At 71.6% G+C, this 25,799-nt stretch carries 22 protein-coding genes and 1 tRNA gene; 14 read left to right on the top strand and 9 right to left on the bottom strand.

Features of this window, described 5'->3' with window-relative positions:
• Window positions 1-2: 2 nt before the first annotated feature.
• A complete protein-coding gene (locus tag CW359_RS12130; RefSeq protein WP_105969872.1) occupies window positions 3-1,193 on the bottom strand; it encodes a glutamate dehydrogenase in 1,191 nt (396 codons plus the stop codon).
• A gap of 240 nt (window positions 1,194-1,433) precedes the next feature.
• Here CW359_RS12130 and CW359_RS12125 point away from each other — a divergent pair, with 240 nt between their 5' ends.
• The 6 genes from CW359_RS12125 to CW359_RS12100 all read left to right on the top strand — a co-directional run bounded on the left by CW359_RS12125 (window position 1,434) and on the right by CW359_RS12100 (window position 7,247).
• The gene (locus tag CW359_RS12125) at window positions 1,434-2,681 is read left to right on the top strand and encodes an MBL fold metallo-hydrolase (RefSeq protein ID WP_105969871.1); all 1,248 of its coding nucleotides are present in this window, start codon (window positions 1,434-1,436) and stop codon (window positions 2,679-2,681) included.
• A gap of 344 nt (window positions 2,682-3,025) precedes the next feature.
• Window positions 3,026-5,206 (top strand): sensor histidine kinase, encoded by a 2,181-nt coding sequence (locus CW359_RS12120; RefSeq protein WP_105969870.1) that lies wholly within the window; start codon window positions 3,026-3,028, stop codon window positions 5,204-5,206.
• A gap of 92 nt (window positions 5,207-5,298) precedes the next feature.
• Window positions 5,299-5,730 carry a roadblock/LC7 domain-containing protein gene (locus CW359_RS12115; protein ID WP_105969869.1) on the top strand — a complete coding sequence of 144 codons (432 nt, stop codon included), beginning with the start codon at window positions 5,299-5,301 and terminating at the stop codon, window positions 5,728-5,730.
• A 2-nt stretch (window positions 5,731-5,732) separates the two neighbouring features.
• Window positions 5,733-6,104 carry a DUF742 domain-containing protein gene (locus CW359_RS12110; RefSeq protein WP_105969868.1) on the top strand — a complete coding sequence of 124 codons (372 nt, stop codon included), beginning with the start codon at window positions 5,733-5,735 and terminating at the stop codon, window positions 6,102-6,104.
• Window positions 6,082-6,690, top strand: coding sequence for a GTP-binding protein (locus CW359_RS12105; protein ID WP_105969867.1), 609 nt, complete (start codon window positions 6,082-6,084; stop codon window positions 6,688-6,690). The genes CW359_RS12110 and CW359_RS12105 overlap by 23 nt, the downstream gene beginning before the upstream one ends.
• Window positions 6,687-7,247: a GAF domain-containing protein gene (locus tag CW359_RS12100; protein ID WP_105969866.1), complete on the top strand. Its 561-nt coding sequence runs from the start codon at window positions 6,687-6,689 to the stop codon at window positions 7,245-7,247. The genes CW359_RS12105 and CW359_RS12100 overlap by 4 nt, the downstream gene beginning before the upstream one ends.
• Window positions 7,248-7,323: 76 nt before the next feature.
• On the opposite strand, the gene CW359_RS12095 is transcribed toward CW359_RS12100, so the two are convergent.
• Window positions 7,324-9,210 carry a DUF2264 domain-containing protein gene (locus CW359_RS12095; protein WP_105969865.1) on the bottom strand — a complete coding sequence of 629 codons (1,887 nt, stop codon included), beginning with the start codon at window positions 9,208-9,210 and terminating at the stop codon, window positions 7,324-7,326.
• 328 nt (window positions 9,211-9,538) lie between these two features.
• On the opposite strand from CW359_RS12095, the gene tdh reads away from it, so the two are divergent.
• The 4 genes from tdh (at window position 9,539) to CW359_RS12075 (ending at window position 13,262) form a co-directional block, all read left to right on the top strand.
• Complete coding sequence (gene tdh, locus CW359_RS12090; protein WP_105969864.1) at window positions 9,539-10,567, top strand: L-threonine 3-dehydrogenase; 1,029 nt, start codon at window positions 9,539-9,541, stop codon at window positions 10,565-10,567.
• A 50-nt stretch (window positions 10,568-10,617) separates the two neighbouring features.
• Window positions 10,618-11,811 carry a glycine C-acetyltransferase gene (locus CW359_RS12085; protein ID WP_105969863.1) on the top strand — a complete coding sequence of 398 codons (1,194 nt, stop codon included), beginning with the start codon at window positions 10,618-10,620 and terminating at the stop codon, window positions 11,809-11,811.
• Window positions 11,812-11,884: 73 nt separating this feature from the next.
• Complete coding sequence (locus CW359_RS12080; RefSeq protein WP_105969862.1) at window positions 11,885-12,787, top strand: LysR family transcriptional regulator; 903 nt, start codon at window positions 11,885-11,887, stop codon at window positions 12,785-12,787.
• 115 nt (window positions 12,788-12,902) lie between these two features.
• On the top strand, window positions 12,903-13,262 hold the full coding sequence (locus CW359_RS12075) for an MmcQ/YjbR family DNA-binding protein (RefSeq protein ID WP_105969861.1): 360 nt from the start codon (window positions 12,903-12,905) through the stop codon (window positions 13,260-13,262).
• Window positions 13,263-13,280: 18 nt separating this feature from the next.
• Here the strand turns inward: CW359_RS12075 and CW359_RS12070 are convergent, their stop codons facing one another.
• A complete protein-coding gene (locus CW359_RS12070) occupies window positions 13,281-14,207 on the bottom strand; it encodes a transketolase family protein (RefSeq protein ID WP_105969860.1) in 927 nt (308 codons plus the stop codon).
• An 85-nt stretch (window positions 14,208-14,292) separates the two neighbouring features.
• Window positions 14,293-15,015, bottom strand: coding sequence for a thiamine pyrophosphate-dependent enzyme (locus CW359_RS12065; RefSeq protein ID WP_105969859.1), 723 nt, complete (start codon window positions 15,013-15,015; stop codon window positions 14,293-14,295).
• A 149-nt stretch (window positions 15,016-15,164) separates the two neighbouring features.
• Here CW359_RS12065 and CW359_RS12060 point away from each other — a divergent pair.
• Window positions 15,165-15,238 (top strand) — tRNA-Pro (locus tag CW359_RS12060).
• Between the two features lie 64 nt (window positions 15,239-15,302).
• On the opposite strand, the gene CW359_RS12055 is transcribed toward CW359_RS12060, so the two are convergent.
• The gene (locus CW359_RS12055; protein WP_105969940.1) at window positions 15,303-16,322 is read right to left on the bottom strand and encodes a glycoside hydrolase family 43 protein; all 1,020 of its coding nucleotides are present in this window, start codon (window positions 16,320-16,322) and stop codon (window positions 15,303-15,305) included.
• Between CW359_RS12055 and CW359_RS47085 the strand changes: the two genes are divergently transcribed.
• The 3 genes from CW359_RS47085 (at window position 16,321) to CW359_RS12045 (ending at window position 21,840) form a co-directional block, all read left to right on the top strand.
• Window positions 16,321-16,449, top strand: a complete 129-nt coding sequence (locus tag CW359_RS47085; RefSeq protein WP_269805587.1) for a hypothetical protein — start codon at window positions 16,321-16,323, stop codon at window positions 16,447-16,449. The two genes, CW359_RS12055 and CW359_RS47085, sit on opposite strands and share 2 nt — an antisense overlap.
• 30 nt (window positions 16,450-16,479) lie before the next feature.
• Window positions 16,480-18,303 carry an ABC transporter ATP-binding protein gene (locus tag CW359_RS12050; RefSeq protein ID WP_105969858.1) on the top strand — a complete coding sequence of 608 codons (1,824 nt, stop codon included), beginning with the start codon at window positions 16,480-16,482 and terminating at the stop codon, window positions 18,301-18,303.
• 162 nt (window positions 18,304-18,465) lie between these two features.
• The gene (locus CW359_RS12045; RefSeq protein WP_105969939.1) at window positions 18,466-21,840 is read left to right on the top strand and encodes a pyruvate carboxylase; all 3,375 of its coding nucleotides are present in this window, start codon (window positions 18,466-18,468) and stop codon (window positions 21,838-21,840) included.
• Window positions 21,841-21,870: 30 nt separating this feature from the next.
• Here CW359_RS12045 and CW359_RS12040 read toward each other — a convergent pair whose 3' ends face one another.
• From CW359_RS12040 to CW359_RS12030, 4 genes are all read right to left on the bottom strand, one after another.
• Window positions 21,871-23,826 carry an ABC transporter ATP-binding protein gene (locus CW359_RS12040; protein ID WP_408647473.1) on the bottom strand — a complete coding sequence of 652 codons (1,956 nt, stop codon included), beginning with the start codon at window positions 23,824-23,826 and terminating at the stop codon, window positions 21,871-21,873.
• 247 nt (window positions 23,827-24,073) lie between these two features.
• Window positions 24,074-24,229, bottom strand: coding sequence for a hypothetical protein (locus CW359_RS45200; protein WP_157968525.1), 156 nt, complete (start codon window positions 24,227-24,229; stop codon window positions 24,074-24,076).
• 208 nt (window positions 24,230-24,437) lie between these two features.
• A complete protein-coding gene (locus CW359_RS12035) occupies window positions 24,438-24,965 on the bottom strand; it encodes an NUDIX hydrolase family protein (protein ID WP_105969856.1) in 528 nt (175 codons plus the stop codon).
• A 103-nt stretch (window positions 24,966-25,068) separates the two neighbouring features.
• Window positions 25,069-25,782: a response regulator gene (locus tag CW359_RS12030; protein ID WP_105969855.1), complete on the bottom strand. Its 714-nt coding sequence runs from the start codon at window positions 25,780-25,782 to the stop codon at window positions 25,069-25,071.
• Window positions 25,783-25,799 lie beyond the last annotated feature (17 nt).

Here is a 25,799-nt window from a genome sequence, read left to right as displayed (position 1 = left end):
CCTCACCGGTACCACCCGAACCGCTCCGCGATCACCGGCAGCCGGTCCTCGACGATCGCGTGCGCCGCCGCCCGCGCGGTCGTCCCGTCGGCCTCCGCGCGCGCGAGCACCTGCTCGATCAGGGCCCGCATCGAGCGCCTCGTGTACGCGAACGCCTCCTCCGCGTCCGCCCCGATGTCCCCGAACAGCGTCCACCACCACCAGGCGTTCGTCCCGGAGTTGACGACCACATCGGGCAGTACGACGATCCCGCGCGCGGCGAGCAACTCCTCGGCCTCCGGGAGTACGGGCATGTTGGCGGCCTCGACGATCCAACGCGCGGTGATCCGCTCCTGGTTCCCGGTGTCGACGGCGTACGAGACGGCCGCCGGCACCAGCACCTCCGCCGCCACGGACAGCCAGTCCTCGCCCGGCAGTTCGCGGTCCTCGGGGCGCAGCACCGCGCGGTCCACGGTCCCGTACGAGTCGCGGGCCGCGAGCAGCGCCTCGACGTCGAGGCCGGCCGGGTTGGCGATCGTGCCCTTGATGTCGGAGACGGCCACCACCGTGAGTCCCGCGCGCGTGAGGAAGCGCGCCGTGGCCCCGCCCATCGTGCCGAGCCCCTGGACGGCGACCCGGGTCCCGGCGTACGGCACCGAGGCCCGGTCGAGCGCCGCGAGCACGGACTCGGCGACCCCGCAGCCGCCGACCAGTTCGTCGAGCCCGATGCCGTCCACCTCGACCGCGAACGCGTCGGCGAGCCGCGCGCGGGCCTCCGTCTCGTCGTCCAGCAGCGGGTAGACGGCCTGGATCGACGACACGAGCCCGGCCTCGGCCGCCGCCCGGTCGACCAGGTCCTGGGTGAGCCCCAGGTCCTCGCCCGTGGTCCAGAAGCTCTCCACGTACGGCCGCATCGCGCGCAGGTAGCGCACCAGCAGGTCGTACGAGCCCGGGTCCCGGGGGTCGCAGTCGACGCCGCCCTTGGCGCCGCCCAGGGGGATGTAGCGGCCCTCCGGGTTGTAGTGCAGGGCCTCCTTCATGGTCATGCCTCGGGCCAGTCCGGCGACCTCGTCGAGAGTGCAGCCCGGGCGCATCCGCAGACCGCCGCTGGAGACGCCCCGTACCAGGCGGTCCACGACGAGGAAGCCCTGGCGGCCGGTGACGTGGTCGGTCCAGGTGAGGGAGAGCAGGGGAGCGCCCTGAGGGGTTGCCATGCGGGCAATATACTGACTCGCCGTTCAGTTGTGTGCCGCGGTGCGCCCTTGTTCCCGGGCGTCCTGTCCGTCGCCCGCACCCCAGGTGTCCGTGCGGTCGCTCTCCGTCGCCCCGGAATCGATCGGCCGTCCGGAACGTTGGACTTTCCTTGGAATGACCCCGCCGACACCCGCACGACGCCGGAGTGTCGCAGGGGGCGCCCATAATGGAATGTCTGACCGACTCCACCTGGAGGTACCGTGACCGGATTCCCCTCTCCGAGCTCGCGGCTGCGCGCCCTGCGGCCCGCGGCCTTCGGCGCGGACCCGAGTGGGGAGCGCCTGGCGCGGATCCGCAGATCGCCGCACTTCGCGAACGGGATCTTCCAGAACCCGCCGGGCACCCCGCGGCCCGACGGCGCCATGCTCGAGTTCGCGAAGTCCTCCCTGCGCAAGGAGGACCGGGTCCGCCGCGCCCCGTCCGGCACGGTGCCGGTGCACGCCACGACCCTCGCGGACCTCGCCAAGCCCCCCGTCACCGGGCTGCGGCTGACCTGGATGGGCCACTCCAGCGTGCTCGCCGAGATCGACGGACAGCGGGTGCTCTTCGACCCCGTCTGGGGCGAGCGCTGCTCGCCGTTCGCCTTCGCCGGGCCCAAGCGGCTGCACCCGGTGCCCCTGCCGCTGGCCGCGCTCGGCCCGGTCGACGTCGTCGTCATCTCGCACGACCACTACGACCACCTGGACATGCCCACCATCAAGGAGCTGGCCGGCACGGACACCCTGTTCGCGGTGCCTCTCGGGGTCGGCGCCCACCTGGAACGCTGGGGCGTCTCCGCCGACCGGCTGCGCGAACTGGACTGGCACGAGTCGACGAAGGTCGGCGGCCTCACCCTGACCGCCACCCCGGCCCGCCACTTCTGCGGCCGGGGCCTGCGCAACACCCAGCACACCCTGTGGGCGTCCTGGGTCGTCGAGGGCGCCGAGCACCGCGTCTACCACAGCGGCGACACCGGGTACTTCGAGGGCTTCAAGGACATCGGCGCGGCCCACGGCCCGTTCGACGCCACGATGATCCAGATCGGCGCCTACAGCGAGTTCTGGCCGGACATCCACATGACCCCGGAGGAGGGCATGCGCGCCCACCTCGACCTCCAGGGCGGGACGCCCGGCGGGGTGATGCTGCCGATCCACTGGGCGACCTTCAACCTGGCGGCGCACGCGTGGTCGGACCCCGGCGAGGGCACGATCGAGGCCGCCCGGGCCGCAGGCGCGCGGATCGCGCTGCCGCACCCGGGGGAGCCCTTCGAGCCCACGGCGGAGACCGTCCCCGCGGAGCCCTGGTGGCGGGGCGTGGCCCTGACCCCGGAGGGCGGCTGGCCGGCGCTCGACGCGGCCGATGTCACTCGTACGGCTGATGTGGAGGACACCCGGACCGACACGCCCGGTGACATTCAGGGGTCTGCCGCTGACGGCAGCGGGGAGGCCAAGGCGGTGTCCGCGGGCTGACCGCGAGGGGCGAGAACGGACGACAGTCGGACAGTAGTACGGACGGCGAGGGCCGGGGAGCAACTGACTCCCCGGCCCTCGTCGTCTGTTCGTGACCGGTTCTGACCAGCCCTGATCGATTCACCGGGGCAGGGGAACGTGTGTCCGAGGTGCTTATCGGTCTGCCGTGCGAGGCCTCATACCAGAGCGGGACTCTTCGTGGGGGAGTTTGTCAACTGCCCACCGCACATATTGCGTTGCCGACTACTGTGAGTGGCCGTCGGGCGACACAGGGCTGGTTTCTTTGGTTCTTCGGCTCTCGACGCGCGATCCCCAGGTCCCGACGCACCAGTACGAGGACGAAGATGTCTCACCTCCGAGCACCGGCCCCGCGCGCAGACCGCCGTGAGGGCGGACGGCACGGTCGGCCGGTCGCGCGTACCGTCCCCTCGCTGCCCGAGACCCATATACGGCCGCAGCTCATGCGGCTCGCCGTGCTGCCGCCGCTCGCCGTCGCCCTCAGCGCCTGCGCCGCCCTCCTCTTCCTCGTCCGCTCCGGCGGGGTCCGGCCCACCCTCACCCTGTTCGCCGTCCTCGCCGGGGCTGCCGTCGTCGCCGCCGGGGGCGTAGTGATCGCCCTGGTGGCCGCCGACCGCACCGCGAGATCCGTGCACGAACGCCTCGGCGCCCTGCGCCGCACCAGCGCCCGGGGCGAGGCCGACCTGCGCGCCCTCGTCGAGACGCTGCGGCGCGGCGACGCACCGCCGGCCCGCCGGACGCGCGGGGTGCCCGCGGACGACGCCGACGACTTCGAACTCCTCGGCGCCGACCTCGCCCGGGCCCACGACGGCGCCCTGACCGCCGTCGTCCAGGCCTCGCAGCTCTCCAGCCAGGCGGGCAGCGAACAGAAGGTCGAGGTCTTCGTCAACCTCGCCCGGCGCCTCCAGTCGCTCGTGCACCGCGAGATCTCCATCCTCGACGAGCTGGAACACGAGATCGAGGACCCGGACCTCCTCAAGGGCCTCTTCCACGTCGACCACCTCGCCACCCGCATCCGGCGCCACGCCGAGAACCTCGCCGTGCTCGGCGGCGCCGTCTCCCGCCGCCAGTGGAGCAACCCGGTCTCCATGACGGAGGTGCTCCGCTCGGCCATCGCCGAGGTCGAGCAGTACTCGCGGGTCAAGCTCGTGCCCCCGATCGACGGCACCCTGCGCGGGCACGCCGTCGCCGACGTCATCCACCTGCTCGCCGAACTCGTCGAGAACGCCACCGTGTTCTCCGCCCCGCACACCCAGGTACTGCTGCGCGCCAACCTCGTCACCTCGGGGCTGGCCATCGAGGTCGAGGACCGCGGCCTCGGCATGCCCGTGGGCGAGCAGCACAAGATGAACACGCTGCTCACCGACCCCGACCAGGTCAACGTCGCCAGCCTCCTCCAGGACGGCCGCATCGGACTCTTCGTGGTCTCCCAGCTCGCCCGCCGTCACGGCATCCACGTCCGGCTCCAGAGCAACATCTACGGCGGCGTACAGGCCGTACTCGTCGTCCCGCAGGGGCTGCTGGGCACGGACACGGCACCGGGCGGGACAGCGGCCCTCCCGCAGCCCCGGCCCCAGGAACCGGCCCAGCCCCCCGTCCAGGACACCGGCGGCATGCGGCGCGTGGCCGAGCCGCCCCGGCAGCGGCCCTCGGCCGCGGGCCACGAGGGCCGGCCGTCGGCGCCCGCAGCACCGGACGGCGGTTCGACGCACCGGCGCCCGGAGGCGGCCCGGCCCGCCGCACCGGCGCCCCATGGCCAGGGTCCCGCACCGCTCCCCGTACGCGGGAGTCACCGTGAGCGGCCCAACCCCGCGGAGGCCATGCCCGGCATCCGCCCCGGCGACCGGCGGACCGTCGCGGAGAACGTGGCCGCGTCGACCGGCCCCCGCACCGGCACCGTGCGCGGCACCATGGGCAAGCCCCAACTGCCGCGCCGCCGCGCCCAGGAACACATCGTGCCCCAGCTCCGCGGCGGCCCGGCGGCCCCCCGTCCGGAGAGCGAACCCGTCGGACACGACCCCGGCCTCATGGCCGCCTTCCAGCGCGGCATCGGACTCGCCGAGGCCCGCCAGCTGGAGCCGGGCTACACCGACCCGGCCATCGCGGCGATGGAGCGCGAGTACGCGGCGCAGTACGGGGACCAGGCCCGCCCGGCGACGCCCATCAGGCCACCGGCGCCCGCGGAACCGACGTACACGGAACCCTCGTACACGGAACCCACGTACGCGGAGCCCTCTTACACCGAACCGGCGTACCCGGGGACCACGTTCCCGGAGGCCACCTACGCGGAGCCCTCGCACACCGCTGCACCAGATGTCGTACCCCTGGAGCCGCTGTCCATGGAGCGGGTCTCCGCGCGGCCCGCCGGACCGGACATCCCCGCGCCGCCCACCGGCGACGCACCCGCCATGGACACGTCCCGGATAGCCGAGGCGCACCGGCTGCGCGCGCCCGGACACGACCTGGACCTCACCGCCCGGCACGACGGGAGCGCACCGGCCGGATGACCACCCCCCACTGTTCCAGCCCCCACCGGGCCAACCCAGCACCCACCCCCACCGCTCCCGCAGACCTTCGTACCCCAAGGAGTCGATCCACCATGGCGAGCGACGTGCCCACCGGCCATGTATCCGATCTCGACTGGCTGATGAGCGGCCTCGTCCAGCGCGTACCGCACACCACCAGCGCGGTACTCCTGTCCTGCGACGGACTCGTGAAGTCCGTGCACGGACTCGACCCGGACAGCGCCGACCACATGGCCGCCCTGGCCTCCGGTCTCTACTCCCTCGGACGCAGCGCGGGCGTCCGCTTCGGCGACGGCGGTGAGGTACGGCAGGTCGTCGTCGAACTCGACTCGACCCTGCTGTTCGTCACCACCGCGGGCTCCGGCACCTGTCTCGCCGTCCTGGCCGGCCGCGAGGCCGATGCCGCGGTCCTCGGCTACGAGATGGCGATGCTGGTCAAGAGCGTCCGCCCGTATCTGATGACCGCGCCCCGGCAGTCCGCCGAACCCTCGGCGATGAGGCCTTGAGCGTGACGGCGGCCGGCGACGGGCCCTGGCTCGACGACGCGGCCGGACGGCTCGTGCGCCCCTACACCGTCAGCAACGGCCGGACCCGGCCGACCACCGCCCTCGACCTCATGTCCCAGGTGATGGCCACCGGCAACACCCCGCTCGGCTACCTCGGCCCCGAACACGCCCAGGCGATCGACCTGTGCCGGGTGCCCGTCTCGGTCGCCGAGGTGGCCGCCCAGCTGAAGCTGCCGGCGGCGGTCACCAAGGTGCTGCTGTCCGACCTCGTCGACTGCGGGGCCCTCACGACCAAACCGCCCGAGTTCTACCACAACCCCACTGACCGGTCTCTTCTGGAGGCAGTGCTCGATGGACTACGACGACAGCTCTGATCCCTTCCCCACCGCGTTGAAGATCCTGGTGGCGGGAGGGTTCGGAGTCGGCAAGACGACCCTCGTCGGCGCGGTGAGCGAGATCGCGCCGCTCAGCACGGAGGAACTGCTCACCACGGTGAGCGCCTCGACCGACAGTCTCGAAGGCATCGAGAACAAGGTCGAGACCACCGTGGCGATGGACTTCGGCCGCATCACCCTGGACCCGGAACACGTCCTCTACCTGTTCGGTACGCCCGGACAGGAGAGGTTCTGGTTCATGTGGGACGAGCTGTCCGAAGGTGCGCTCGGCGCGGTGATCCTCGCCGACACCCGGCGCCTGGAGGACTGCTTCGCGGCCGTCGACTTCTTCGAACAGCGCGGCCTCGGCTTCATCGTGGCGATCAACGAGTTCGACGGCTCGTACCGCTACGACCCCGAGGAGGTGCGCGCCGCCATCGATCTCGACCCCGACATCCCGATCGTGCGCTGCGACGCCCGGATCTCCAGCTCGGGCGTGCAGACCCTGCTCGTCCTCGTACGGCATCTGCTCGCCCACGCGCCCGCGCCCGCGCCGAGCGCCCACAGCGAGGGAGCCCGCCCATGAGCTACGACCCGCCACGCCCGGCCGGTCGTCTGCTGCTGACCCCCGACGACAAGGACGCACCCGCGCGCGTGCGCCGACTGCGCGGGCTCGGCCTCGGGGACCGGCCCGAGCCCGCCCTGGACGCCTTCGCGGACCGTCTCGCGGAGCTGGTCGGGGCGCCCTACGCGATGGTCAACTTCATCGGCGAGGAGCGGCAGTTCTTCGCCGGGCTGCATGTCCCGGCCGACACCGGTACGGGTGGCGCCGACCCCGACGACGTCAAGCCGCGCGTGGGCCGCCGGCTGCCGCGCGACCACGGGTTCTGCCCGCATGTCGTGGTCCGGCGCAAGGCGCTCGTCCTGGAGGACGTCCGCGACTATCCGCGCTTCGCGGGCAACCCGGTCGTCGACGAGTTCGGCATCCGCTCGTATCTGGGCGCACCGCTCATGGACGCCTCGGGCATGGCGCTGGGCACGGTGTGCGCCGCCGACCTCGAACCGCGCCCCTGGGGAAGGGCGGGCCTGGAGACCATCAAGGCGATGGCGGCGGAGCTGGCCGGGCAGCTCGCCCCCGGGTAGGTCCTTTCCCGAAGCGGGACTTCCACGTCGTCGTCCCGGGTGGGGCCTGCGCACCGTACCGACCAGGACTGCCGCGTCATACGGAGACCGTCTCGCCGTCCGGGAACATGATCAGGGCGCGGCCCTCCTCCGTCACCGCGCACGACACCGCCTCGCGCAGGGCCTGCGGATGTACGGCGTCCCGGGTCAGCGCGACCAGGGACACGAACAGCCTGCTCGCGCCCGGGGACTCGGCCGCGCGCCGGAGATACGGCGTCGCCGAGTGCGGGCCGAAGGCGTTCGCGTCGACCTCGCGGGCCACGCCCGAGACCTCGTCCCAGCCGTGCAGCGCGACGATCACGCTGGTCAGCCCGGAGCCGTTGCGGGTCAGGGCCCAGCCGTCACCCCGCTCCGACTCGGGCAGAGCCGTGTCGGCCACCGCGTAACCGCCCTCCCGGACCGCCGCCTCGGCCGGTGCCTGCACGCGGTGCACACGGATCTCCCAGGAACCGTGCAGCACGCTCGTCGACTCGACCTGGAACTCCCCCTCCACACCGGGGAGTTCGGCCTCGTAGCGGGAGGCGGCGACCTTCCCCGAGCAGTGCAGCGGAAGGATTCTGCGGCGGCGGGACGCGGTACCGTCGGGCGCGAGCAGCGCCAGGTGCCCGTCCACGTTCCGCTGCCAGGCCACCTCGCCCGTCTCCGGCGCCGTGGCGGTCGAGTAGCCGAACTTGGCGTAGTGCGGATCGTCGGCGGCGGGTCCCTCCATCGGGTTGCGGTCGCTGCCGTGGTTGACGAGCCGCACGAGGCCGTCGTGCCGGGTGCCGTGCAGCAGCCAGCCCGGCCCCGGGAGCGCCGTGTACTGGTCGGACTCCTCGACGGGCAGCGGGCGTTCGTGCGCCGTCCACACCAGGTGCTCCGGGGGCAGCAGGAGGCCCAGGAAGGCCATGCTCGACCAGTACGGCGAACCGGGCCCCGCGTCCGCCTGGGTCGCCGGCAGGAACGTGCCGTACCAGCCCAGCGGCTGCAGCCCGCGCTCGTCCGGCACCCCGCGCTCCACGAAGTGCGCCACCGTGCCCGAGGCCAGCCGCCGGGTCAGCCCCGGGGCGAGGGGAGTGCACTCGGCCAGGGCGCCCAGCCAGACGGGAGCGGTGGCGGCGAAACGGTACGTCAGGGAGCGCCCCTGGTGGACGGGGGCGCCGTCCGCCCCGAAGAAGTGCGGGTAGGAGGCGAGGAACTGGGCCAGCCTGCGCCGCAGGACCCGGCCGCGTCCGCCGTCCTCGCCGCCCGTCATCCGGGACCACAGGAGCGGGTACAGGTGCAGCGCCCAGCCGACGTAGTAGTCGAACGTACGGCCGTCCCCGTCGCTGTACCAGCCGCCGCCGACGTACCAGTCGTCCAGCCGGTCGAGGCCGCCGTCGATGTCCTCCTGGCGGTGCGGAGCGCCCACCGAGGCCAGGAACTGCTCGGCGACCACCTGGCACAGCCGCCCGCTGTCGTCGCGGGTGCGGCGGCCCACGAAACCCCACAGCCAGTCGACGATCCGCTCCTGGACGTCCACGTCGAGCCGGTCCCAGATCCACGGGCGGGTCTCGTGCAGCCCGATGGCGATCGAGGCGGCCTCGTTCATCGGCTGGGAACGGTCGGTGAGTTCGGGCCAGGCCTCGCCGCTGTCACGGTCCGTGCCCGTTGTCAGACCCTGCGCGTAGCGTTCCACGAGACGGGAATCCACCTCGCCCGTCGCTCCCGCGATCCGGAAGGAGGCCAGCAGGAATGACCGCGCGAAACCTTCGAGCCCGTCCGACACCACGCCCGCCGAGGAACCCCGGCCCGGCAGCCGGTACTGCGCGAGACCCGGCGTCGCGTAGGGGGCCAGCGCCTCCAGCTGCCGGTCGGCGAGCGTCTCCCAGTGTGCCCGGGTCCAGCCGGTGAACAGCGACAGGACCCGGTCGTTGGGCGGGAGCGCCAAGTGCGGTGCGGGCATGTCGGGTTCCTGGCTCCTTCGTCGGCTTCGCCTGTGCGCGCGTTCGCATATGAGTTCGCGCGGTTTCTCAGAAGGGATACGGCTGCCGGTACCGGTCGGATCAACACCAGTGCCGCCGTTGTCGCTCATCCGGCCATCGCGGATATGCCGGCCGCCGTCCGGCGTGAAGGAAAGCTGCGGCGGCGCTTAAGAAAACCTCGATGGACCGGGGAGTCGTCCGTACGGCAGATTTCTTCTCGCGGCCCATGTTCCCGGCCTCACCCCTCTCCCCGCCACGGGCACCTTCGGTGCGCCCTGCCCCGGGGTGCTACCCACAGGAGCCGTTGCGTTGAAGGCGCTCGTGAAGGAGAAGGCGGAGCCCGGGCTGTGGCTCGTGGACGTACCGGAACCGGCGGTCGGCCCCGGGGACGTACTGATCAAGGTGCTCAGAACCGGCATCTGCGGCACCGACCTGCACATCCGGGCCTGGGACGGCTGGGCGCGGCAGACGATCCGTACGCCGCTGGTGCTCGGGCACGAGTTCGTCGGCGAGGTCGTCGGGACCGGCCGCGATGTCGCCGACATCGGTGCCGGCGACCGGGTCAGCGGCGAGGGGCACCTGGTGTGCGGAAAGTGCCGCAACTGTCTCGCCGGGCGCCGTCATCTGTGCCGGGCCACGGTCGGGCTCGGCGTCGGCCGGGACGGTGCCTTCGCGGAGTACGTCGTGCTGCCCGCCGCCAATGTGTGGGTGCACCGGGTGCCGGTGGACCTCGACGTGGCGGCGATCTTCGACCCGTTCGGCAACGCCGTGCACACCGCGCTGTCGTTCCCGCTGGTCGGCGAGGACGTCCTGATCACCGGGGCCGGTCCGATCGGGCTGATGGCGGCGGCGGTGGCCCGGCACGCGGGCGCCCGGAACGTCGTCGTGACCGACGTCAGCGAGGAACGGCTCGAACTGGCCCGCAAGATCGGCGCGAGCCTGGCCCTGAACGTCTCCGGCGCGACCATCGCCGACGGCCAGCGCACCCTCGGCCTCCGCGAGGGCTTCGACATCGGCCTGGAGATGTCCGGCCGCCCCGAGGCCATGCGCGACATGATCGCCAACATGACGCACGGCGGACGCATAGCCATGCTGGGCCTGCCGGCCGAGGAGTTCGCGGTCGACTGGGCCCGGATCGTCACCTCGATGATCACCGTCAAGGGCATCTACGGCCGGGAGATGTTCGAGACCTGGTACGCGATGTCGGTCCTGCTGGAGGGCGGCCTGGACCTCACCCCGGTCATCACCGGCCGGTACGCCGTCGCCGACCACGAGGCCGCCTTCGCGGACGCGGCGAGCGGACGGGGCGGCAAGGTCATCCTGGACTGGACCGCGTGAACCACCTGCTGGAGACCGGGTAAGTCACCTGCATTCTGAGGAGCTTTGAGATGTTCGACTCCGTGCGCGACGACCTGCGCGCCACCCTCGACGAGATCCGCGCCGCCGGTCTGCACAAGCCCGAGCGCGTCATCGGCAGCCCGCAGTCCGCGACCGTCGCCGTCACCTCGGGCGGACGCCCCGGCGAGGTGCTCAACTTCTGCGCCAACAACTACCTCGGCCTCGCCGACCACCCCGAGGTCGTGGCCGCCGCCCACGAGGCACTCGACCGCTGGGGCTACGGCATGGCCTCCGTGCGCTTCATCTGCGGTACGCAGGAGGTGCACAAGGAGCTGGAGGCCCGCCTCTCGGCCTTCCTCGGCCAGGAGGACACGATCCTCTACTCCTCCTGCTTCGACGCCAACGGAGGCGTCTTCGAGACTCTCCTCGACGCCGAGGACGCGGTGATCTCCGACGCCCTCAACCACGCCTCCATCATCGACGGCATCCGCCTCTCCAAGGCCCGCCGCCTCCGCTACGCCAACCGCGACCTCGCCGACCTGGAAGCGCAGTTGAAGGACGCGTCCGACGCACGTCGCCGACTGATCGTGACCGACGGCGTGTTCTCCATGGACGGCTACGTGGCCCCCCTCCGCGAGATCTGCGACCTCGCCGACCGCTACGACGCGATGGTCATGGTCGACGACTCGCACGCCGTCGGCTTCGTCGGCCCCGGCGGCCGGGGCACCCCCGAGCTGCACGGCGTCATGGACCGCGTCGACATCATCACCGGCACGCTGGGCAAGGCGCTGGGCGGCGCCTCCGGGGGCTACGTGGCCGCCCGCGCCGAGATCGTCGCCCTGCTGCGCCAGCGCTCCCGCCCGTACCTGTTCTCGAACACCCTCGCCCCGGTGATCGCCGCCGCCTCCCTGAAGGTGCTCGACCTGCTGGAGTCGGCGGACGACCTGCGTACCCGGCTCGCCGAGAACACCGCCCTGTTCCGCCGCCGCATGACCGAAGAGGGCTTCGACGTCCTCCCCGGCGACCACGCCATCGCCCCGGTGATGATCGGCGACGCGGCGAAGGCGGGCCGCCTGGCGGAGCTGCTCCTGGAGCGGGGGGTGTACGTGATCGGCTTCTCGTACCCGGTGGTGCCGCAGGGCAAGGCCCGGATCCGCGTCCAGCTGTCGGCCGCGCACTCCACCGAGGACGTGAACCGGGCCGTGGACGCCTTTGTGGCGGCGCGTGCGGAGCTGGAGGGCTGAGCTGGGAGGGCAGGGGGCTTGACGGCTGAGCTGGAGGGCGGGGCGGCCTGAACACATTGCGATAATCGATCTCATGATCGAAGCGCGGCGACTCCACATCCTCCGTGCGCTGGCGGACCATCGCACGGTGACGGCGGCTGCCGCCGCGCTGTACCTCACCCCCTCCGCCGTCTCCCAGCAGCTGGCCGCCCTGGAGCAGGAGACCGGCCACCGTCTGGTGGAACGGGGCGCGAAGGGCGTACGGCTGACCGCGGCGGGCGAGATCCTCCTCGCCCACACCAACGTGGTCCTCGCCCAGCTGGAGCGCGCGGAGGCCGAACTGGCCGCGTACGACTCGGGCGTCGCGGGCACGGTCACCGTCGCCGCCTTCGCGACCGGCATCGCCCTGGTCGTCGCCCCCGCCCTGGCCCGCCTCGCCGGCACCGCCCCCGGCATCCGGGTCCGCGTCCAGGACGCCGAGGGCGACGCCAGCCTGCCGATGGTGCTGGACCGGCAGGTCGATGTCGCGGTGGCCGTCGAGTACCGGGGGGCGCCGCCCGCCGACGACCCCCGCCTCACCCACGTCCCGCTCTACGCCGAGCCCTTCGACGCGGTCGTCCCGGTCGCCCACCGCCTGGCCGGCGCCGCCGAGGTGCCGCTCGCGGAACTGGCGAAGGACGCGTGGATCGGCCCGTACCCAGGCAACCCCTGCCACGAGGTGGTCGTCCTGGCCTGCGAGAACGCCGGTTTCCGGCCCCGACTCGAACACTCCTCGGACGACTTCCGCGCGGTCGTCGCCCTCGCCTCGGCCGACGCGGGCGTGGCCCTCGTACCGCGCTCGGCGCTGCGCGGCATGGACCTGACGGGGGTGGTCGTGTGCCCGGTCGACGGGGTCGCGCCGACGCGCCGGGTCTTCGCGGCGGTTCGCCGGGGAGCGGAGGAACACCCGCTGATCCGCCCGGTGTTGGAGGCGCTGGGGACGGTGGCGGAGGGGTAGGGGCCGTGCGGGGGAGGGAGGAGGGGGATCGGGTCGCGGACGTGAGGGTTTCCGCGCCGGTCGGCGGCGGTGACCCGCCGGGTGATTGTCAGTGGCATTGGCTACGGTGCCATGCATGCCGGAAGCCGAAGACGTACGCCGTATCTCCCTCTCCCTGCCGGACACCACGGAGAAGATCGCCTGGAGCATGCCCACCTTCCGGGTCGCCGGGAAGATGTTCGCCACGCTGCCCGAGGACGAGACCTCCATCGCCGTGCGCTGCCCGAAGGAGGAGCGCGACGAACTGGTCCTCGCCGAGCCGGGGAAGTTCTGGATCGCCGACCACGAGGCGGGGTTCGCCTGGGTGAGAGTGCGCCTGGCCGCGCTGGAGGACGAGGGCGAACTCCGCGACATCCTCGCCGACTCCTGGCGCCAGGCGGCCCCGCCCCGACTCATCGACGCCTACCCGGAGTTGGGGATGCCCGACGCCGACTGAGCCAGAGGAGCGGCCGGCTCACGTGCGCACGTAGGAGGAGAGGTGACCAGCCCCCACGAACCCCCGGATCCGCTCCCGCAGCGTCCGCGCGTCGAGCCCGTGCGCGGCGATGTGCTCGTCGACCTCACCGTACTTGCGGAGTTCCCGGCGACCCACGCCCAGGCCCAGCACCCGGTGGGGCACCTCGGCGAGCGCGTCGTTCACGGCGGCCGTCGACGTGCCCGCGAGATACGGCTCGACGAGGACGACGTCGGTGCCCGCCGCCTCTGTGGCCCGGCGTAGGCCGGCCGTGTCGAAGGGCCGCACGGTTGTCGCGTACAGGACGGTGACGTCGAGCCCTTCCGTGGCGGCGAGCACCGCGTCGAGCATCGGCCCGACGGCGATCACCACACCGTCGCGACCCTCGCGCAGGGTGAGGAAGCGCGCGCCGTCGACCGCCAGCCCCTCGGTGTTGGACTGCGTCGACAGCCGTACGTACACCTTGTCGTCGCCCGCCGCGACCGCGTGCCGCAGGAGGGTCTCGGCCTCGTCGGGGTGGCCCGGCACATGGACGGTCCAGCCGTCCAGGGTGTCGAGAAGGGCCACGTCGCCGGGTGCCATGTGGGTGAAGCCGCCCGCGGGCCAGTCGAAGGAGGCGGCGGCGCTCACGAGGACGGCGCCGACGTCCTGGTGCCCGAGGTCCAGCTTGACCTGCTCGAAGGGCCGCTCGACGAGGAAGCTCGCGAAGGTGTGCAGGACGGGACGCATCCCGGTGAGCGCCAGACCCGCGCCCGCGCTGACGAGCAGCTGCTCACGGATGCCGACGTTGATCACCCGGTCGGGATGCCGGGCCTGTGCCTCGGTGAAGTTGGCCGTCCCGATCTCGGCGAGTACGACGGCGACGCGCGGGTCCTCGTCGAGCAGCCGGGAGACGACGGGGGCGAAACGGTCACGCATGGTGTCCATGGGGGAGCGGATCCTTTCGGTTCGGTGGGAAGGAAGGGAAGAAGGAAGGGAAGGGAGAGCTGGGATGAGCCGCAGGTGTGCGGGGTCAGTCGTCCTTCGGTTCGACCCGTGCCACGACCACGTGCGGACGGCCGGAGTGCGGAGCGGTGAAGGCGCTGTACAGGGCAGCGTGGTCACGGCCGTCGACCGTGACCGTGGACCAGCCCGCGGCCTCGAAGCGGGCGGCGATACCGCCGGGCCGGGCATGGCTCGCGGACGAGTTGTCGACGACGACGGCGTGCAGACGGTCGAGCCCGGCGGGACCGGCGAAGGCGATGGCCTCGTGGTTGCTGCCCTCGTCGAGTTCGGCGTCGCCGACCAGCACCCACACCGCGGGCCCGTCGAGCCCCTGGGCCCGCAGCCCCAGCGCCGTGCCGACGGCGATCGGCAGCCCGTGCCCGAGCGAACCGCTGCCGATCTCGGCGCCCGGCACCAGCACCCGGTCGGGGTGGTGGCCGAGCGGGGAGTCGTAGGAACCGAAGCCCGGCAGCCACTCCACGGGCAGGAATCCCTTGGCGGCGAGGACCGCGTAGTACGCCATGGGCCCGTGCCCCTTGGACAACAGGAACCGGTCCCGCCCGGGGTCCGACGTCCGCTCCGGGCCGACCCGCAGGACCCGGTCGTAGAGCACCCAGAGCACGTCCAGGGTGGAGGTCGCCGCGGGCCCGTGCTTCTCGTCGCCGGTCATCAGCCCCATGAGCCGGGGCAACTCGGCGTAGTCGTACGGATGGCTGTGTGCCGTACGGCTCTGTGCCGCTGTGGTCGTCATGCGGACGATCGTGCTACCTCGACCAAACTTGAGGTCAAGGAGTCGCGCTGGGGATACCGGCACGGACAAAGTCGTGCGCGACCATCGACCCGAGTGCGGTATTGTTTCAATGCGCGTTCGGCCAGGGGAAACCCCAGGTCAGACGGCACCGGGACGTGGCGCAGCTTGGTAGCGCACTTGACTGGGGGTCAAGGGGTCGCAGGTTCAAATCCTGTCGTCCCGACTTGTTCTGCAAGTCGCAGCTCAGAGGCCGTCTTCTCAGCGATGAGAGGGCGGCCTTCGGTGTGTCAGCCGCCGCCGTCGAGGTCGGCGCGGCGGCGCAGTACGCGTAGCTCCTGGCCCGCGAACTCCATCTCGTACAGCTTGCCCCGCGCGTTCTCGAAGGGGCGGTGGAGGACCAGCATCAGGCGGCCGTCGAAGGTGTGGAAGAGCATGCCGTGGCCGCTGTCCTCCCGGACCAGCGGCCGGTGCTGCCGCCACGGGCCCTCGACGTCGCCGGACTCCGAGGTGGCGTAGGTCTGGACGTAGCCGCCGCTGATCGTCCCGTCCACGCCGACCGTGTTCTTCTCGTACGTCGACCACAGCATGAGCAGGGTGCCGTCGGGGGCGCGGTGCAGCTGGGGGCCGTCGGTGATGTAGGGCGCGAGCTGGTTCGGTGCGCCTGCGGGGATCTCCTCGGTCAGCCAGGGCGCGTCCGAGGCCTTGAACAGGAAGACCGGGTCGCCGATCGTCCGGGACAGGTCCGGGGCCAGCCGGATCGCCTCCATCGTGCCGTCGATGGTCTGCAGCCACTCGTGCGCGTACACCATCCACGGCTGCCCAGACCGGTCGACGTAGAGCGTGCCGTCGAGGGTCATCAGGTTCGCGGGCGGGGTGGGGCGCGCGGGGTCCACGACGGTGAACGGGCCCAGGAGTGACGAGGAGACGGCCGTGATCGTGCCGCGCATGTACGCCGGGACCTGGAACGGCGTGCCGTAGCGGTTGGGCGGCGGCAGCGGAAGCGGTCTGTCCTCGTTGTGGAGGGTGGTGAACAGGTAGTACCGGCCGTTCCGTTCGTGCACCTCCGGCGCCCAGCCGCCGTCGGTCGCCCAGATCCCCCGCTGCTCGGCGGCGCGGAAGACCACGACCGGCCGGGTCCAGTCGCGCAGGTCGTGGCTGCGGTAGACCATCGTGCCGGTGCCGTCCACGCCGGACACGGACGCCTCGTTGGACGTGTAGAGGTAGTACGTGCGGGTCTTCTCGTCGGCGACGACGAACGGATCGTGCAGCGGCATGTCGGGAAGCCGCAGCGGTTCGGTGTCAGCCATGGCCGAAGAATACGTGGCCGGGCGGACGGCCCGGCAGATGGCCGAGTCGAGGGCCTGGTCGGTGGCCGAGAAAAACGCTTGGACGGTGCTGTCGGCGGCGCGGGACACTGCGATGCCCGAAATGTGACGGGCTTCCGCACGACGACACAGGGTTGACATGGGATCGCCTGAATCGCGCGGGCACACGCCGGGCCGGGGCCCGGTGCTGCTCGCACTTCGTTACTACGGACGGGAGTTGGCCCGCCTCCGGCGGCTGACGGTACCCGCGATGCTGCTGCCGGCGATGGGCAACATCGGTATCAACTACATCGCCCCGCTGATCGTCGCCAAGCTCGTCGGCAAGATCGCCGGAGACGACGACATCACGGTCGGCTCGACGATGCCGTACGTCCTCGGCTTCGCCGGTGTCCTGCTGGTCTCCGAGGTGCTGTGGCGCCTGGGCCTGCACTGTCTGAACCGTGTCGACGCGGGTGGCATCGAGCACCTGTACGTGATCGGCATGGACGAACTGTTCGCGAAGGACGCCGCGTTCTTCCACGACAACTTCGCCGGGTCGCTGACCAAACGGGTGCTGAGCTTCGCCTCCCGCTTCGAGGAGTTCGTCGACACGCTCACCTTCCAGGTCGTGGGCAGTCTGGTGCCGCTGATCTTCGGTTCGGTCGTGCTGTGGCGCTACGAACCGCTGCTCGTCGTGGGCCTGTTGGCGATGATCGCGCTCACGGCGGTGTGCGTGGTGCCGCTCATCCGCCGCAGGCAGGCGATCGTCAACAAGCGCGAGGAGGCCATCGCCCGGGTGTCGGGCCATGTCGCCGACAGCCTGATGAACATGGACACCGTCCGGGCCTTCGCGGCCGAGGAACGCGAGGCCGCCGAACACCGGTCGCGCGTCGCGGCCTCACGACGGCTCATGCTCAGGTCCTGGGACTACGGCAATCTGCGCATCGACACCCTGGTCGCGCCCCTGTCCGTGCTGACCAACTCCCTCGGCCTGCTGCTCGCGGTCACGCTCGGCGGCGGCGAGCACGGGGTGGAGGCGGTCGTCGTCGCCTTCACGTACTACTCGAACGCGACGCGGATCATGTTCGAGTTCAACCAGATCTACCGTCGGCTGGAAAGTTCGATGACGGAGGCCGCGCAGTTCACCGAGCTGCTGCTGACGTCTCCGACCGTGCTCGACCCGGAGTCGCCGGAATCGCCGCAGTCCCCGCGGTCCCGGGCCGCCGACGTCCGCTTCGAGAGCGTCACCTTCGCCCACGCTGGCGCCGAGCCGCTCTTCGAGGGGCTCGACCTGGCCGTGACCGGCGGCGCCAAGATCGGCCTCGTCGGCAGGTCCGGCGGCGGCAAGACCACGCTCAGCCGGCTCCTGCTGCGGATGACGGACATCGACTCCGGCCGCATCCTGATCGGCGGCCAGGACATCCGCCGGATGCGGCAGACGGACCTGCGCGGTCTGATCGCGTACGTGCCGCAGGACCCGGCGATGTTCCACCGCAGCCTGCGGGACAACATCGCGTTCGCCCGCCCGGACGCCACCGACGCCGAGATCCGCCGCGCGGCCGAGGCGGCGCACGTCACGGAGTTCGCCGACGCGCTGCCCGACGGCTTCGACACCATGGTCGGCGAGCGCGGGGTGAAACTGTCCGGCGGCCAGCGCCAGCGGGTCGCGCTGGCCCGGGCGATCCTGCGTGACGCGCCGATCCTGCTGCTCGACGAGGCGACCAGCGCCCTGGACTCCGAGAGCGAGATCCTCGTCCAGGAGGCGCTGTGGCGGCTCATGGAGGGGCGGACGGCGCTGGTGGTCGCGCACCGGCTGAGCACGGTCGCGGGCATGGACCGGCTGGTCGTCCTCGACCGCGGCCGGATCGTCGAGCAGGGCACGCACCACGAGCTGCTCGCGGCGGAGGGCGCGTACGCCAAGCTGTGGCAGCACCAGTCGGGCGGCTTCCTCGACGACAGCCCGGAGCGGGCGGACCTGCTTTGAACACGGTCTGGAGGGGGCCGGCCTGCTCTGGAACACGGTCTGGAGCGGGCCGGCCCGCCCTGAACTCGGCCTCCGCGGGTGCGAGTGGCCCGGTTCACATGGCGTAAGCCGGGCCGGGCCGACACCATGGGGCGCGTCACCGGCAGGCTGAAGGGATCCATGATGTTCCGCAAGGTGCTGGTCGCCAACCGTGGTGAGATCGCGATTCGCGCGTTCCGAGCCGGCTATGAGCTGGGCGCGCGGACCGTGGCCGTCTTCCCGCACGAGGACCGCAATTCACTGCACCGGTTGAAGGCCGACGAGGCGTACGAGATCGGCCTGCCGGGACACCCGGTCCGGGCGTACCTGTCCGTGGAGGAGATCGTCCGCGCGGCACGGCAGGCGGGCGCGGACGCCGTCTACCCGGGCTACGGCTTCCTGTCGGAGAACCCCGACCTGGCGCGGGCCTGCGAGGAGGCCGGCATCACCTTCGTCGGGCCGAGCGCCGACACGCTGGAGCTGACCGGCAACAAGGCCCGTGCGGTGGCCGCCGCCCGCGCCGCCGGCGTACCCGTGCTCGGCTCCTCGGAGCCCTCCTCCGACGTGGACGAACTCGTCCGCGCCGCCGAGGACATCGGCTTCCCGGTGTTCGTCAAGGCCGTCGCCGGTGGTGGCGGTCGCGGTATGCGGCGGGTCGAGGACCCCGCCCAGCTGCGCGAGTCCATCGAGGCGGCGGCGCGCGAGGCGGCCTCCGCGTTCGGCGACTCCACGGTCTTCCTGGAGAAGGCCGTCGTCGAACCCCGCCACATCGAGGTCCAGATCCTCGCCGACGGCCAGGGCAACGTCATCCACCTGTTCGAACGCGACTGCTCGGTCCAGCGCCGCCACCAGAAGGTGATCGAGCTGGCCCCCGCGCCCAACCTCGACCCCGAACTGCGCGACCGCATGTGCGCCGACGCCGTGCGGTTCGCCCGGGAGATCGGCTACCGCAACGCCGGCACCGTGGAGTTCCTCCTCGACCCCGAGGGCAACTACCACTTCATCGAGATGAACCCCCGCATCCAGGTCGAACACACGGTCACCGAAGAGGTCACCGACGTCGACCTCGTCCAGTCCCAGCTGCGCATCGCTTCCGGCGAGACCCTGGCCGACCTGGGGCTCTCCCAGGAGACGGTCACCCTGCACGGGGCCGCGCTCCAGTGCCGTATCACCACCGAGGACCCGGCCAACGGCTTCCGCCCGGACACCGGCCGGATCAGCGCCTACCGTTCGCCCGGCGGCTCCGGCATCCGGCTGGACGGCGGAACCACCCACGCCGGTACGGAGATCAGCGCGCACTTCGACTCCATGCTGGTCAAACTCACCTGCCGGGGCCGCGACTTCGGGACCGCGATCGGCCGCGCCCGGCGTGCCGTGGCCGAGTTCCGCATCCGTGGCGTGGCCACCAACATCCCCTTCCTCCAGGCCGTGCTCGACGACCCGGACTTCCGGGCCGGCCGGGTCACCACGTCGTTCATCGAGAAGCGCCCGCACCTGCTCACCTCGCGCCACTCCGCCGACCGCGGCACCAAGCTGCTCACCTATCTCGCCGACGTCACCGTGAACAGGCCGCACGGCGAACGGCCCGAGCTGAGCGACCCGGTCACCAAGATCCCGGCCCTGACGGCCGGCGAACCGCCCGCGGGCTCCCGGCAGCGGCTCGTCGAACTCGGCCCCGAGGGCTTCGCCCGCTGGCTGCGCGAGTCACCGGCCATCGGCGTCACCGACACCACCTTCCGCGACGCCCATCAGTCGCTGCTGGCCACGAGGGTCCGTACGAAGGACATGCTCGCCGTCGCCCCCGTGGTGGCCCGGACCCTGCCCGAACTGCTCTCCCTGGAGTGCTGGGGCGGTGCCACGTACGACGTCGCCCTCCGCTTCCTCGCCGAGGACCCCTGGGAACGCCTGGCCGCCCTGCGCGAGGCCGTCCCCAACATCTGCCTCCAGATGCTGCTGCGCGGACGCAACACCGTGGGCTACACGCCGTACCCCACCGAGGTGACCGACGCCTTCGTGCAGGAGGCGGCGGCCACCGGCATCGACATCTTCCGGATCTTCGACGCGCTCAACGACGTCGGGCAGATGCGGCCGGCCATCGACGCCGTACGGGAGACGGGAACGTCGATCGCCGAGGTCGCCCTCTGCTACACCTCGGACCTGTCCGATCCCGCCGAGCGGCTCTACACCCTCGACTACTACCTCCGCCTGGCCGAACAGATCGTCGAGGCGGGCGCACACATCCTGGCCGTCAAGGACATGGCGGGACTGCTGCGGGCGCCGGCCGCCGCGACCCTCGTATCGGCGCTGCGGCGGGAGTTCGAGCTGCCGGTGCACATCCACACCCACGACACGGCGGGCGGTCAGCTCGCGACCTACCTGGCCGCGATCCAGGCGGGCGCGGACGCGGTCGACGGGGCCGTGGCCTCGATGGCGGGGACCACTTCGCAGCCGTCGTTGTCGGGCATCGTCGCCGCGACCGACTACTCCGAGCGGTCCACCGGGCTGAGCCTCGCCGCCGTGGGCGACCTGGAGCCGTACTGGGAGAGCGTCCGCAAGATCTATGCGCCGTTCGAGGCGGGTCTGGCCGCGCCGACCGGGCGGGTCTACCACCACGAGATCCCCGGCGGGCAGCTCTCCAACCTGCGCACCCAGGCGGTCGCGCTGGGCCTCGGCGACCGCTTCGAGGCGATCGAGGCGATGTACGCCGCCGCCGACCGCATCCTCGGCCGGCTGGTGAAGGTCACCCCGTCCTCGAAGGTGGTCGGCGACCTCGCCCTCCACCTGGTGGGCGCCGATGTCTCGCCGACGGACTTCGAGGCCACGCCCAACAGGTTCGACATCCCCGACTCCGTCATCGGCTTCCTCCGCGGCGAACTGGGCAACCCGCCCGGCGGCTGGCCGGAGCCCTTCCGTACCAAGGCCCTTGAGGGCCGCGCCGCCCCGAAGCCCGTCGAGGAGCTGACGGCGGACGACCGCGAGGGACTGGTGAAGGAGCGGCGGGCCACCCTCAACCGGCTGCTGTTCCCCGGACCCACCCGCGAGTTCGAGACCCACCGGCAGACCTACGGCGACACCAGCGTGCTGGACAGCAAGGACTTCTTCTACGGGCTGCGGCCGGGGAAGGAGTACGCCGTCGACCTCGAACCGGGCGTACGGCTGCTCATCGAGCTGGAGGCGGTCGGCGAGGCCGACGAGCGCGGGCTGCGTACGGTGATGTCGACCCTGAACGGCCAGCTGCGGCCGATCCAGGTCCGCGACACCTCGGTTGCCTCCGACATCCCGGCGACGGAGAAGGCCGACCGGGCCAACCCCGGCCATGTCGCCGCGCCCTTCGCCGGGGTCGTGACCCTCGCGGTCGCCGAGGGCGACGAGGTGGCCGCCGGTGCGACGGTGGCCACCATCGAGGCGATGAAGATGGAGGCCTCGGTCACCGCCTCGAAGGCCGGGCGGGTCACGCGGCTGGCCATCAACCGGATCCAACAGGTGGAGGGCGGCGACCTGCTCGTCGAGATCGGCTGAGGCCGCCACCGGGCTTCAGGCCTGTGAGTTTCAGGACGCCTGGCCGCCGTAGTAGTAGCCCTCGGGGCCGCTGAACACGGCGTACGGGTCAGGCGTGAACATCGGCGGGAACGGCTCGGCCGGTCCCGCCGATGTCTCTTTCCGGGAGCTGTACAGGTGGGCGTAGGTGCCGCCCAGGGCGAGGAGTTCGTCGTGGCGGCCGGTCTCCGCGATGCGGCCCCGGTCGATGACGAGGATGCGGTCGGCGTCGGGGGCCAGGTCCAGGTCGTGGGTGATCACGATCGTGGTGCGGCCGGCCATCAGCCGGCGCAGCGGTTCGACGATACGGCGGGCGGCGATGGCGTCGAGGCCGGTGGTCGGCTCGTCGAGCACGAGGACCGGTGCGTCGCGGAGTACGGCCCTGGCGATGGCGAGGCGTTGTAGCTGACCGCCGGACAGCCGCGCCGAGTTGGGGTCGACCCGGGTGTCGTAGCCGTCGGGGAGCGCGGTGATGAAGTCGTGCGCGTCGGCCGTGCGGGCCGCCTCCTCGATGGCGTGGTCGCTGGCGCCGGGCCGGCCGCAGGCGATGTTGGCGCGGACCGTGTCGTGCAGGACCAGCGTCTCCTGCGGCAGCAGGGCGATGTACTCGCGCAGCCGGTCCAGGGGGAAGTCCCTGAGCGGGGTGCCGTCGAGGAGGACGGCGCCGGAGTCGGGGTCGTAGAAGCGCAGGAGGAGCTTGGAGAGGGTGGACTTGCCGGCGCCGCTCGGGCCGGTGACGATCACCAGTTCGCCGGGGCGCACGGTGAAGGAGAGCGAGTCGAGCGAGGTGGCCTCGGCGCCCGGGTAGCGGAAGGAGACGTCGCGGACCTCGACGCTGCCGTCGGGCCGTCCGGTGCCGGTGCGGGCGGGGCCGGTCGGGTCGCTGACGGCGGGGCGGGCGTCCAGCACCTCGATCAGACGTTCGGCGCCGGCCGTGGCGGCGGTGACGACCAGGCCCAGCTGGGCGAGGCTGCGGATCGGCGGGTAGAGATAGCTGAGCAGCGCGGCGAACGCGAGCAGCTGACCGAGCGTCATCTGTCCCTCGGAGATCTCCCAGACGCCGATACCGATCACGGCGAGCACGCAGATCGTCTCGATGACCTGGACGAGCTGCCCGTACGCCTGGTTGAGGCGGGCCGAGCGCACGGAGGCCCGGAACCACGCCGTCGCCTCCTGCTTCAGCTTGCGCCGCTCGGCGTCCTCGCGGCCGTACGCCTGGGTGAGGACGAGATTGCCGAGGGACTCCTCGACCACGGACGTGACCGCGCCGTCGGCGACCCGACCGTCCCGGGCGGTGGACTTGACCCCGGCGGAGAACCTCCGCGCGGCCAGCCAGAACAGCGGGGCGAGCGCGAAGGTCACCGCGGCGAGGTCCCACTGCAGCCAGAACGCGGCTGCCGCGTAGAAGACGGCGCTGAACAGCGCGGACGCGGTGCCGATGAGACCGGAGACCGCCATCTGCTCGATGGCCTCGATGTCACCGGTCAGCCGGGACAGCAGATCGCCCTGGCGGTGGCGCTGGAAGAAGTGCGGGGGCAGCTTCTGCACATGGTCGAAGACGCGCTCGCGCAGCCGCATCACGAACCGCTCCGACACCCATACGGAGAGGGAGCCGCCCGCGTACCCGATGGCCGCGCCCACCACGGCGATGGCCAGCCACTGCGCGGCCGGCGTCCAGAAGGCGTCCAGAGAGCCGTTCTGGAGCGCGTTGTCGGTGAGGTCGCCGAAGAGCAGGATCGCGGACGTCTCGGCGAGCGCGCCGAGCACCGTGCACAGCCAGACGGCCACGAGCCAGCGCCGCAGCCCCTTCGTCAGCGGCCAGAAACGACGGAATGCGGTACGGGCGGGGACGGTGGGGGCGGCGGACGATTCGAATGCGTCGTAGCCGTCGTCCGGTTCGTCGTATATCTCGTCCGGATCATTCCCCCTGTTCTTTTCCGAATAGATCGGGAACCCGTATTCGGACAATTCAATACCCGGCGGGACGCTTCGCGGATGATCGGTCCTTGAATTGCCCCTGCTTTTGGTCGCACGCATGACTCTCCTGTGCTGCATGACATTACGGAGCAGGCGCCCGCGGTTTCCGGGACTTTGCCCGATCGCCAGGTTTTTCCGGGGAGATCCACAGTCCGCGCACAGTGCCGCGGTGGGCGCGGAAACGCCGGGAGGGCCGGTGGAACACCACCGGCCCTCCCGTGTGAGCAGGGCTTGTACGTCAGTTGCCGGCTCGGGGCGGCAGGGGCTCCCCGGGACGCGGGCGCCGGCGGCGGGCCTGCTGCGCGTCCTGCGGGGGCTGCGGGAACTGGTTGGCGTTCGGGTTCGTGTTCGCGTTCCGCTGGGGGGTGAGCGGGGCAATGATCCTGAAGCTCATACTGACTCCTTCTGAGTTTCCAGTACCGCACGGGACGATTCCGCGTGGACGGGCAGGGGCTCGGGGCTTTCGCCCCGGGCTTTCCCGCCGCCCGATGAAAGAAAACTTAACACGGACCGTGCGGCGTAAGTCGAAATCTCAGAATTCAATTGCCATGGAAATGCTGTGAGAACCTTGGTGATTCCTGGGTCTTGATTGTCCGCCCAGCTCAGGACAGTCGGCCGACATGGGCGAGGGCCTGCTTGAGGAGCATTCCCTGACCGCCCGGCATCTCGTTCTGCACCAGCGGCGAGGAGGCTTCCTCCGGGCTGAACCAGACCAGGTCGAGGGCGTCCTGGCGGGGACGGCAGTCGCCGGACACCGGGACGATGTAGGCGAGGGACACCGCGTGCTGACGCGGGTCGTGGAACGGGGTGACCCCCAGCGTCGGGAAGTACTCCGCGACGGTGAAGGGCTGCGGGGAGGCCGGCACCCGGGGCAGCGCCACCGGGCCGAGGTCCTTCTCCAGGTTGCGCAGGAGGGCGTCGCGCACCCGCTCGTGGTGCAGGACGCGGCCCGACACCAGAGCGCGGCTGACCGTGCCGTCCGAGCCGATGCGCAGGAGCAGGCCGATGCTGGTGACTTCGCCGTTGTCGTCGACGCGCACCGGTACGGCTTCGACGTACAGGATCGGCATCTTCGCGCGAGCCTGTTCGAGCTCGTCGGGTGCCAGCCAGCCGGGCGTGGTATCGATCATGTCAGACATTGGCTGATCGTACTTTCAACTCGTCCTGTTTCTGCAGTGCGCGCCCACGTCGAACGCGCCACATCCGGGCTCCGCCCGGGCCCGGGCCCCCTCCTCACTCCCTCGGGCCCACGTGCCCGTACTGCCAGGCCCAGGCCGCGATCTCCACCCGGTTCCGGGCGGCCAGCTTCTGCTGCACGCTCGACAGGTGCGTCTTGACCGTGGAGAGGGAGACGTGCAACTCGGCGGCGATCTCGGCGTTGGTGCGGCCGACGGCGACCCGCCCGACCACGTCGAGTTCCCGGTCGGTGAGCGGTTCCGTGAGCTTCGCGGTGGAGATCGGGGGCAGTGGCGCCGCCGGACGGCGACCGGCGGCCAGCCCGGCGGTGATGTGCTCAAGGAGCCGGACGGTGACCGGCGGCGACACCAGGGACTCACCGGCCGCGGCGGCCCGGACCGCCTCCGCGAGCAGGACGGGCCCCGAGTCCTTGAGCAGGAATCCGCAGGCGCCGCCGCGCAGTGCTCCGTACACATATTCGTCGAGGTCGAAGGTGGTGACCACGACGACCCGCAGGGGGTCGGCGACCCCGGGACCGGCCAGCAGCCGGGTCGCCTCCAGGCCGTCGAGCCGGGGCATCCGGATGTCCAGCAGGCACACGTCCGGACGCTCACGGCGGGCCAGCGCCACGGCCTCCTCGCCGTCGGCGGCCTCGGCGACCACGGTGATGTCGGGCTGGGCGTCCAGGAAGAAACGGAAGCCCGTACGGACCATCTCCTGGTCGTCGGCGATCAGGACACGGATCGGGGGACTGGGCGGCGCGGGGGTCATGGCTCGATCATGCCTCA

It is taken from the genome of Streptomyces geranii, from assembly GCF_002954775.1.
GTDB classification, from domain to species: domain Bacteria; phylum Actinomycetota; class Actinomycetes; order Streptomycetales; family Streptomycetaceae; genus Streptomyces; species Streptomyces geranii.
Note: the sequence above shows the minus strand (reverse complement) of the source record. Positions and strands in the feature narration are given on the sequence as shown.

Bases quoted from the DNA above. Each gene is read 5' to 3' on its own strand.
- CW359_RS12075 (WP_105969861.1), top strand. From the start codon at position 12,903: ATGCCGGAAGCCGAAGACGTACGCCGTATCTCCCTCTCCCTGCCGGAC.
- CW359_RS12100 (WP_105969866.1), top strand. From the start codon at position 6,687: ATGAGCTACGACCCGCCACGCCCGGCCGGTCGTCTGCTGCTGACCCCC.
- CW359_RS12080 (WP_105969862.1), top strand. From the start codon at position 11,885: ATGATCGAAGCGCGGCGACTCCACATCCTCCGTGCGCTGGCGGACCAT.
- CW359_RS12105 (WP_105969867.1), top strand. From the start codon at position 6,082: ATGGACTACGACGACAGCTCTGATCCCTTCCCCACCGCGTTGAAGATC.
- CW359_RS12035 (WP_105969856.1), bottom strand. From the start codon at position 24,965: ATGATCGATACCACGCCCGGCTGGCTGGCACCCGACGAGCTCGAACAG.
- CW359_RS12055 (WP_105969940.1), bottom strand. From the start codon at position 16,322: ATGGCTGACACCGAACCGCTGCGGCTTCCCGACATGCCGCTGCACGAT.
- CW359_RS12115 (WP_105969869.1), top strand. From the start codon at position 5,299: ATGGCGAGCGACGTGCCCACCGGCCATGTATCCGATCTCGACTGGCTG.
- CW359_RS47085 (WP_269805587.1), top strand. From the start codon at position 16,321: ATGGCCGAAGAATACGTGGCCGGGCGGACGGCCCGGCAGATGGCCGAG.
- CW359_RS12120 (WP_105969870.1), top strand. From the start codon at position 3,026: ATGTCTCACCTCCGAGCACCGGCCCCGCGCGCAGACCGCCGTGAGGGC.
- CW359_RS12085 (WP_105969863.1), top strand. From the start codon at position 10,618: ATGTTCGACTCCGTGCGCGACGACCTGCGCGCCACCCTCGACGAGATC.
- CW359_RS12065 (WP_105969859.1), bottom strand. From the start codon at position 15,015: ATGACGACCACAGCGGCACAGAGCCGTACGGCACACAGCCATCCGTAC.
- CW359_RS45200 (WP_157968525.1), bottom strand. From the start codon at position 24,229: ATGAGCTTCAGGATCATTGCCCCGCTCACCCCCCAGCGGAACGCGAAC.
- CW359_RS12070 (WP_105969860.1), bottom strand. From the start codon at position 14,207: ATGGACACCATGCGTGACCGTTTCGCCCCCGTCGTCTCCCGGCTGCTC.
- CW359_RS12030 (WP_105969855.1), bottom strand. From the start codon at position 25,782: ATGACCCCCGCGCCGCCCAGTCCCCCGATCCGTGTCCTGATCGCCGAC.
- CW359_RS12130 (WP_105969872.1), bottom strand. From the start codon at position 1,193: ATGGCAACCCCTCAGGGCGCTCCCCTGCTCTCCCTCACCTGGACCGAC.
- CW359_RS12095 (WP_105969865.1), bottom strand. From the start codon at position 9,210: ATGCCCGCACCGCACTTGGCGCTCCCGCCCAACGACCGGGTCCTGTCG.
- CW359_RS12050 (WP_105969858.1), top strand. From the start codon at position 16,480: ATGGGATCGCCTGAATCGCGCGGGCACACGCCGGGCCGGGGCCCGGTG.
- CW359_RS12045 (WP_105969939.1), top strand. From the start codon at position 18,466: ATGTTCCGCAAGGTGCTGGTCGCCAACCGTGGTGAGATCGCGATTCGC.